Source organism: Kitasatospora sp. NPDC059408, from assembly GCF_042751525.1.
Taxonomy (GTDB): Bacteria; Actinomycetota; Actinomycetes; order Streptomycetales; family Streptomycetaceae; genus Kitasatospora.
In genome coordinates this window covers 49,458-58,236 of sequence record NZ_JBHYWI010000032.1, presented here as the reverse complement: position 1 = coordinate 58,236, position 8,779 = coordinate 49,458, and the positions used below count along the sequence as shown (strand labels likewise).

Here is an 8,779-nt window from a genome sequence, read left to right as displayed (position 1 = left end):
GTTTTTAATACGATCGATGCCGATGTGTGTTTGGTTGCGGGGGGTGACACTCCGCCGGGGGGCCCTCGGGGGGCGGGTGGGGGAAAACCGGGGGGCCCCCCCACGGACTTGGCCGTGCGGGGCACCACTGTCGTATCCGAAGGCCTAGAACTCGTCGTCGAAGGAGACCGAACCCTCGACGGCGACCTGGTACGCACTCACCCGGCGCTCGAAGAAGTTGGTCAGCTCCTGGACGTTCTGCAGCTCCATGAAGCCGAACGGGTTCGTCGAGCCGTAGCGGATCGGCATGCCGAGGCGGGCCAGGCGCTGGTCGGCGACGGCCTCCAGGTACTGGCGCATCGAGTCCGTGTTCATCCCGACGAGACCGTCACCGCACAGGTCCTGGGCGAACTGGAGCTCGGCCTCGACGGCCTCCTCCAGCATCTCCGTGACCTGCTTGGCCATCTCGTCGTCGAAGAGGTCGGGCTCCTCCTCGCGGACGGTGTCCACCACCGACATCGCGAAGTCCATGTGCATGGACTCGTCGCGGAACACCCAGTTGGTGCCGGTCGCGAGGCCGTGCAGCAGGCCGCGCGAGCGGAACCAGTACACGTACGCGAAGGCGCCGTAGAAGAACAGGCCCTCGACGCAGGCCGCGAAGCAGATCAGGTTCAGGAGGAACGCGCGGCGGTCCTCCTTGGTCTGCAGCGAGTCGATGTGGTCGACCGCGTTCATGTACTTGAAGCAGAACTGGGCCTTCTGGTGGATGGAGGGGATGTTCTCCACCGCGGCGAAGGCCGCGTTGCGGTCCTCGGGGTCGGGCAGGTAGGTGTCGAGCAGCGTCAGGTAGAACTGGACGTGCACGGCCTCCTCGAACAGCTGGCGCGACAGGTACAGGCGCGCCTCCGGGGAGTTGATGTGCTTGTAGAGGCTCAGCACCACGTTGTTCGCGACGATCGAGTCGCCCGTCGCGAAGAACGCGACCAGCCGGCCGATCAGGTGGCGCTCGCCCTCGCTGAGCTTCGCCAGGTCGGCGACGTCGGAGTGCAGGTCCACCTCCTCGACGGTCCAGGTGTTCTTGATCGCGTCCCGGTACCGGTCGTAGAACGACGGGTAGCGCATCGGGCGCAGCGTCAGTTCGAAGCCGGGGTCGAGCAGCATCTTGCGGTCGTTCTCGGTGGTGCTCACTGGCAGGCCTCGCAGGACTCGGGGTTCTCCAGGGAGCAGGCGAGGGCGGCTTCCTGCTCCGGGGTGAGGGTCGGCGTGCCCACCGGGATCGTGTTGGCGGGCACCGGCGCGGCGGCGCGGGCGGCACCCGGCGCGGCCTGGGCAATGCGGGTCGCCGGGCGCGAGCGCAGGTAGTAGGTGGTCTTCAGACCGACCTTCCACGCGTACGCGTACATCGAGCTGAGCTTGCCGATGGTCGGCGCGGCCATGAACAGGTTGAGCGACTGGCTCTGGTCGATGTACGGCATGCGGGCCGCGGCCAGGTCGATCAGCGCGCGCTGCGGCAGCTCCCAGGCCGTCCGGTAGAGCGAACGGACCTCGGCCGGCAGCCAGTTGAAGTCCTGGACCGAGCCGTTGGAGTCGCGCAGCGCGTCCCGGGTCTGCTGGTCCCAGACGCCGAGCTCCTTGAGCTCGCGCACCAGGTACGGGTTGACCTGGAGGAACTCGCCGGAGAGCGTCTCGCGCTTGAACAGGTTGGACACCTGCGGCTCGATGCACTCGTACACGCCGGCGATCGAGGCGATCGTCGCGGTCGGCGCGATGGCCAGCAGCAGCGAGTTGCGCAGGCCGGTGACGGCGATGCGGGCGCGCAGCGCCTCCCAGCGGTCGGCCCACTGCGGGGCGGCCGACGGGAAGTGATCGATGTGCAGCTCGCCGCGGGCGGCGCGGGTCTCGCCGTACGCCTCGTGGCGGCCCAGCTGCTCGGCCAGGTCGGCGGAGCGCTCGTAGGCGGTGAGCATGATGCGCTCGGCGATGAGCGTGGACAGCTGCGCGGCCTCGGCCGAGTCGAAGTCGATCCGCAGCTTGAAGAAGACGTCCTGCAGGCCCATCACGCCGAGGCCGACCGGCCGCCAGCGGGAGTTGGAGGCGCCGGCCTCGACCGTCGGGTAGAAGTTGATGTCCACCACGCGGTCGAGGAAGGTCACGGCCGTGCGGACGGTGGCGTCCAGGCGCTCCCAGTCCATGGCGTCGGCCAGGTCCTCGACGCAGGCCCCGTCGGCCACGTGGGCGCCGAGGTTGACCGAGCCGAGGTTGCACACGGCGGTCTCGGAGTCGTCCGTGACCTCCAGGATCTCGGTGCACAGGTTGGAGGAGTGCACCGTGCGGCCCGGCAGCGCGGTCTGGTTGGCGGCGCGGTTGGAGGCGTCCTTGAAGGTCATCCAGCCGTTGCCGGTCTGCGCGAGGGTGCGCATCATGCGGGCGTAGAGGGTCTGCGCGGGGATGGTGCGCACGGCCTTGCCGGCCTGCTCGGCCTTGCGGTAGGCCTCGTCGAACTCCTCGCCCCACAGGTCGACGAGCTCGGGCACGTCGGCGGGGGAGAACAGCGACCAGTCGGCGTTGGCGTTCACGCGGCGCATGAACTCGTCCGGGATCCAGTGCGCCAGGTTCAGGTTGTGGGTGCGGCGCGCCTCCTCACCGGTGTTGTCGCGCAGCTCCAGGAACTCCTCGATGTCGGCGTGCCAGGTCTCCAGGTAGACGCAGGCCGCGCCCTTGCGGCGGCCGCCCTGGTTGACCGCGGCGACCGAGGAGTCGAGGGTGCGCAGGAACGGGACGATGCCGTTGGACTTGCCGTTGGTGCCGCGGATCAGGCTGCCGCGCGAGCGGATGCGCGAGTAGGACAGGCCGATGCCGCCGGCGTGCTTGGACAGCCGGGCGATCTGCGCGTAGCGGTTGTAGATCGAGTCGAGGTTGTCCAGCGGCGAGTCGAGCAGGTAGCAGCTCGACATCTGCGGGTGGCGGGTGCCGGAGTTGAAGAGCGTCGGCGAGGAGGTCAGGTACTCCAGACGGCTCATCAGGCCGTACAGCTCGGCGACCTCGCGCACCGACTGCTCGCTGTCGCCGACCGCCAGGCCGCAGGCGACGCGGAGCAGGAAGTGCTGCGGGGTCTCGACGACCTTGCGGGTGATCGGGTGGCGCAGCAGGTAGCGGGACTGCACGGTGCGCAGGCCGAAGTACTCGAAGCGGTCGTCGCCCTGGGGGTCGATCAGCGCGTCGAGGGCGGTGGCGTGCTTGGCGACGAACGCGGCGGTGCTGTCGCCGATGAGGCCCTCGGCGTGGCCGACGGCGACGGAGGCGGCGAAGGAGACGGCGCCCTGGCCGACGGCCTCGTCGACGATCTCCAGGGCGAGCAGGCGGGCGGCCAGCTTCGAGTACTGGGGGTCCTCGGCGATCATCGACGCGGCGGCGTCCACGGCCAGCCCGCGCAGCTCGGCGAAGTCCGAGCCGGCGTGGCGCCCGCGCAGCGCGGCGGCGGCGACGTGGCCGGGGTCCACCTGGGGGAGATCGGCGCTGCGGTCGGTGAGGAGTCGCAGGAGCGCGCCGCCGGGGTCGGAGACCGTCGGGTCGGCGGGGGCGGAGCCGGTGCCCTGGGTGGGCAGGGTGGCTGAGGCAGCGATGGTCAAGGCGCTCTCTCCTGGCGGCGATCGGCGGCGGTGATCGGAGTACCGGGCCGTTCGGGGCAGGGGCGCACGCGCGCGGGCACGCAAGGGTGCGTCGCACGACGGTGTCATCCCCGGCCCGCCCGCGAGGCTCGGAACGTACTGCGTGTGCTGCCGGCCTCTGCGGGAGGGCCTCTGCACGCCGTCGGCAGGTACTCGGACTCGCGGGAGAGGCTCTGTTGAGCCGCCCGCACACCGCTGCGGGGCAGTCCCGGACTCGCACCGGGTTCCCCTGCGTCGACAGCAGGGATGAGCATACATCTAGTGCCGGGAATCCGATGCAGCCCCACATGTAGTGTCGCGCGGCACAGTTGTTCGAGCCCGCGTGCGATAAACTGCTCAGGCCGGGGGGTGCCATTCCTGGCTCGTGCGGGTGTCGCACGGGCGCATCCGCACCTGCGTCGCGCCGCCCGCGGCCGTTCCCGGAGAAGCGCCCGGAGAGGTCCCCGAGGGGGCCGCCGGGTTCGCCGGGTTGTCGATGCAGCGCCCCGAGTCCTGGTTCGCGAGCTGTCCCGTCGGGGTCACCCGCCAGCGCTGGTCGGGCCGCGCGGTGCATGCGGTGAGGACGGGGAAGCCGATCGCGGGGTCCTCGACGCAGCGGCCGGACTGGCCGATCGAGCCGTCGTCCGCCATCGTCCAGGTCTGGGCCGGGGAGCCGTCGCAGGTGCCCGCGCCGACCGCCGCCGGGTCGCCGCCGACCCGGCTGTCCAGGCACAGGCCCGGCAGGGCCGAGGTGATGGCGCCGCTGGGCTGCCCGGCGGCGGCCTGGAAGGAGAACGAGTCGCTGCCGAGCCCGGCGCCGCCGTCCCAGATCTCGAAGCCGGCCTGGACGGCGCACAGGTAGGAGCCGGCCGGGACGTAGCCGCGCTGGACGGCGTCGCGGGTGAAGGCCCGCAGGTCCAGGTCGGTGACGGAGGCCGTGCTGGTGGCCATCTCGTAGGTGATCAGGGTGTGGCTGCCCGTCTTCGGCGCCTGGAACACGCGGTAGGAGGTGCCGCCGGCCTTGAGCTCGCCGGCCTCGTCGCCGAAGGGGGTCTTGCCGTTGCCGCGCAGCCAGATCATCAGCTCGGCGCTCTCGGTGAACGAGCAGCTGGTGCGGCTGTTGCTGTACCAGATGTCGTACGAGGCGTTGTAGACGCCCGAGTCGACCTGGGTGGTGTGCCAGCTGCTGGTCGCGTAGCGCAGGTTGTTGACGGGGATCGGCAGCGGCCCGGTGCCCGGCTGGAACTGGGTGCTGATGTGCGGGTACGCGCCGGGGCCGCGCAGCGGGTCGGTCAGGCTGGCCGGGCCGACGCCGCTGCGGGTGACCTTGAAGCCGGTGGCGCCGTCGGTGCTGCTGATGCACAGGCCCCCGGTGGCGTTCCACTCGTTGGGGTTGATCAGGTAGCGGCCGGAGTCCACGGTCTGCGAGGGGTAACGGTTCTGCGCGGTGGAGCACAGCTCGCCGGCGGTCGCGGCGGGCAGCGGGGTGACCACGGGGGCGGCCTTGACCGGTCCGGCGGGATCCTTCTGGTCCCGGGGGAGCAGCAGGGCGCACAGGACCAGCGCGAGGACGGCGGCCGGTGCGAGCGCCCACCACGGGCGCCGGCCGGCCGGTCCGGCGCCGGGTATGGCGGGGTTGGTCATGGGGTGCTCGCCTCCCTGCTGCTGCGTGGTCGTGCGGTCCGTCGGCCGGACCTGGGGCGCGCTCACCCTGCGGGGGTGGAGCTCGACCGCGGCCGGGTGGCCGTGCTGGTCGGCTTCCGGGCCGGCGGGCTCGGTTTGCCGGCCGACGGGGAGGCCGAGGGCGACGGGGAGGGGTCGGGCGAGGGCGCGGGCGGCGGTGGCGGCGGCGCCGCGGTCAGGGCCGGCACCGAGTGCACGGTCCACGGCGTGTTGTAGCGGGGCGCGGAGACCCCGGCGGCGTACGCCTGCGCGGCCGCGTCGGACGCGGCGACCCGCCAGTCGACCTCCTTGCGGGCCTCGTACCAGATCACGCCGATGATGTCGGGGTGCTGGGGGAGCTGCGCGAACATCTCGCCGATCCACTGCGCCTTGAGCCCCGAGGTGTCGGTGGCGCCGGTCTCGGTGATCACGACGGGCTTCTGGGTGAAGCCCCGGAGCTCCTTGATCGTCGGCTGGAAGATCTGGTCGAAGGACTTGTACTTCTCGACGCCGGTGGTGCCGTAGTAGCCGGACAGGCCGATCCAGTCGACGTAGTCGTCGCCGGGGTAGAGCGTGTTGAGGCTGGTGGCGTTCTCGTAGTCGACGTTGGGGCTCCACACCCAGGTGACCTTGGTCGCGCCGACCTGCTTGAAGATGTCGTGGACGTGCTTCCAGGCCTCGACGTACTGGCCCTTCTTGTTCCCGTTGGACTGCTCGGCCCACGGGTACCAGTAGCCGTTCATCTCGTGGGCGAAGCGCAGCGCGACGGGGTAGCCGAGGCCCTTGACGCCCTCGGCCCAGGTCTTGATGTAGTCGTCGAACCTGCCGTCGATGATGTTGGAGAGGGCGTACTCCGGCTGTTCGCCGCGGAGCTTGTCCTCCTTGGCCTCCTTGCGGTAGTCCCACGGCTCCCAGGCGACCATCGGCATGATGCCGCGCTGGGCGACGGTGTCGAAGACCCGGCGGTCGAACTTGCGGTCCCACCAGCCGACCGAGAACTCCAGGACGTTCGGCTGGTGCTTGACGGCGGAGGTGAACTCGTCGAGCGGGGAGAGGTCGTACGGGCCGGTCTTGGTCATGATGCCGGTGAACGCCTCGCCGGCCGGCGGGAACTGCGGCGCCGGGGCGGGCGTCGGGGCCGGGACGGCGCTCGCGCCGGGGGAGGCCGTCGCGGGGGTGGCGGTCGGGGGCGCGGCCAGGGCGCTGGTGAGCCAGGTCGGCATCGCGGTCGGGGCGGCGCCGGCGAAGCCGTACGGGTCCTGGTCGTGGCCCCGCGACAGCCGGGGCGCGAGCACGAAGGTGTAGCCGACCATCAGGGCCAGGGCGACCAGGGCGGCGATCCGGGGGACGGTGATCCGCAGCATCAGCGGCCCTCCTGCTCACGGCGGCCGCCGGCCCGCGCGGGCTCCAGCAGCTCCTCGAACTCCTCGGCGGCGTCGGCCTCTTCGGCGCGCGCGGGCCGGCGGCGCTGCGTCGGCACCGGCCGGGCGGCGGGCGACTCCTCGCTTTCGGGCGCTGCGGGGGCCGCGGGGACGGCGATGGCTTCCGGGACCTCGACGGCCTCGGCGGCTTCGGCCGCGTCGGCGGCCTTGGCCTCGGCGGCGCGCTGGGCGCGGGCGTCGCGGCGGCCGCTGACGAAGGAGATCACCGGCGGCGCGACCCCGGTGAACAGGCTGACGACCGCCCAGAACCGCAGGATCCAGATGTCGTGGTGGAGCGTGAAGCTCGCCCCGAGCAGCCCGCCCGCGACCGCCGCCCACAGCAGGTGCAGCCGGAACGTCGAGAGCGACTCGGCGCTGCGCAGGTCGCCCTTGGCGGTGACGGCGTACGCGAGCGGCCGGCGCAGCAGCGCGGCGAGCGCCGCGGCGACGTACACCGGGCCGGCGAACAGGGCCAGGCCCATGCCGGCCGTGCCGATCTCGCGCCGCTCGTGCGCGGCCAGGTTGAACCGGCGCAGCCACAGCCACAGCACGAACCAGCTGCCCATGCTGGCACCCCACAGGGCCATCCAGTGGGCGCTGTTGAGGTGGATGGAGGTGACGCCGAGGGCCAGGTAGACGGAGGTGGCGAGGCTGCCGAGGACGGTGTTGACCGCGACGCTCGGGTAGTAGAACTGGACGAGCCCGTAGAGCACGCGCTGGCGCAGCCGCAGCTTGAGGCCCGAGCGCAGGCGGCTCTTGAGCAGGATCTCCCAGATGCCGTAGGCCCAGCGCTTCTGCTGGTTGAAGTAGTCGGTCCAGGAGGTCGGCCCCTCGCCGACGGCGAGGACGTCGGGGGTGTAGACGCCCTTCCAGCGGCGGTCGGTGGCCGGGTTGACGGTGGCCTGGATCCGCATGCTGGTCAGGTGGTCCTCGATGATCGAGTCCTGGTAGCCGCCGATCTGCTGCCACGCGGTGGGCCGGTACAGGTGGTTGGTGCCGATCAGCAGCGGCGCGTCCATGCCGTTGCCGCCGCGCTCGACCAGGCCGGAGAACAGGTACTGCTGCACGGAGGCGCCGTGGGCGACCCAGTTGTCGTACATGTTCCCGTAGACCTGCGGGGCGACGACGAACGCGGTGTCGGGGTCGCGGAAGTAGCCGAGGGTGCGCTCCAGGAAGCAGGGCAGCGGGACGTGGTCGGGGTCCATCTGGGCCACGACGTCGTAGCCGTGCTCGTGCTCGGCGCGCCAGGAGTTGTGGTTGCCGGACTTGGTCTTGGCCCGGAACTCGCCCTCGGCCTGGTTGTACTCGGGGCGGCCCTTGCGGCTGAAGTGGTGCACGCCGAGGCGGGCGGCCATCTCCTTGACCCGGTCGTCGTCGCCCTCGTCGAGGATCCAGACGTCGACCTGGCCGTCGTACTCGATGCGCAGCATCGCTTCGAGGGTGCGCTCGACGATCTCGATCGGCTCCTTGGAGGGCACGATCGTGGTGAGCACGGCGACCTTGAGGCCGGGCGGCGGGGTGACCGGCAGGGGGTCCTTGGCGCGGAAGGCGAAGACCCAGACGGCGAGGTTCTGGACGAGCCGGATCACCTCGACGGTGATGACGGCGCAGAAGCAGATGCGCGCGAGGTTGATCCGCCAGTCCGGGGACCAGCCCACGCCGGAGCCGGGGATGTGCTCGGGCAGCAGCAGCCAGCCGACGAAGGCGAGGCCGGCCAGCGCGTTGACCGTGACCAGGACGGTCATCACGAACTTGACGCCGCGGGAGGACACCGAGCGGTAGCGCACGGCGGCGCCGTCCTCGCCCGGGGACAGCGGGCCGGTCGCGTCGGCGCCGGCTATGTAGGCGCGCTGGGCGGCGCTGTTGCGCACGTCGCGGCGCACGAGCCGGCGTTCGTGGCGGGCCCGGGGAAGCACGCGTCCGTGGCGTCCTCGTCCCCGGCCGGTCCGGTTCGCCGCATGTTCGTTGGTGGAGTCCACCGGTATTCCCCCATACAACGCCCCGTCGCACCGGAGCCGTTGGTTTCCTGCCTTGTCGACGCCCGTGGGCCGTGGTCACCCGCCCGTTGCT

Annotated in this window: 5 protein-coding genes and 1 riboswitch; all 5 genes read right to left on the bottom strand. The window is 71.5% G+C overall.

Features of this window, described 5'->3' with window-relative positions; translation table 11 throughout:
- Positions 1 to 144: 144 nt before the first annotated feature.
- Positions 145 to 1,140, bottom strand: a complete 996-nt coding sequence (locus ACFXDE_RS22085) for a ribonucleotide-diphosphate reductase subunit beta (RefSeq protein ID WP_380438601.1) — start codon at positions 1,138 to 1,140, stop codon at positions 145 to 147.
- A gap of 23 nt (positions 1,141 to 1,163) precedes the next feature.
- Positions 1,164 to 3,608: a ribonucleoside-diphosphate reductase subunit alpha gene (locus ACFXDE_RS22080; RefSeq protein WP_380496549.1), complete on the bottom strand. Its 2,445-nt coding sequence runs from the start codon at positions 3,606 to 3,608 to the stop codon at positions 1,164 to 1,166.
- Between the two features lie 165 nt (positions 3,609 to 3,773).
- Positions 3,774 to 3,918, bottom strand: a riboswitch (cobalamin riboswitch).
- 65 nt (positions 3,919 to 3,983) lie between these two features.
- The gene (locus tag ACFXDE_RS22075) at positions 3,984 to 5,270 is read right to left on the bottom strand and encodes a ricin-type beta-trefoil lectin domain protein (protein ID WP_380496548.1); all 1,287 of its coding nucleotides are present in this window, start codon (positions 5,268 to 5,270) and stop codon (positions 3,984 to 3,986) included.
- 62 nt (positions 5,271 to 5,332) lie between these two features.
- On the bottom strand, positions 5,333 to 6,652 hold the full coding sequence (locus ACFXDE_RS22070) for a glycoside hydrolase family 26 protein (RefSeq protein ID WP_380496547.1): 1,320 nt from the start codon (positions 6,650 to 6,652) through the stop codon (positions 5,333 to 5,335).
- A complete protein-coding gene (locus tag ACFXDE_RS22065; RefSeq protein ID WP_380496546.1) occupies positions 6,652 to 8,625 on the bottom strand; it encodes a glycosyltransferase family 2 protein in 1,974 nt (657 codons plus the stop codon). The genes ACFXDE_RS22070 and ACFXDE_RS22065 overlap by 1 nt, the downstream gene beginning before the upstream one ends.
- Positions 8,626 to 8,779: the final 154 nt, after the last annotated feature.

Excerpts from the sequence above, each read along its gene's own strand:
- ACFXDE_RS22085 (WP_380438601.1), bottom strand. The coding sequence starts at position 1,140 with ATGCTGCTCGACCCCGGCTTCGAACTGACGCTGCGCCCGATGCGCTAC.
- ACFXDE_RS22075 (WP_380496548.1), bottom strand. The coding sequence starts at position 5,270 with ATGACCAACCCCGCCATACCCGGCGCCGGACCGGCCGGCCGGCGCCCG.
- ACFXDE_RS22070 (WP_380496547.1), bottom strand. The coding sequence starts at position 6,652 with ATGCTGCGGATCACCGTCCCCCGGATCGCCGCCCTGGTCGCCCTGGCC.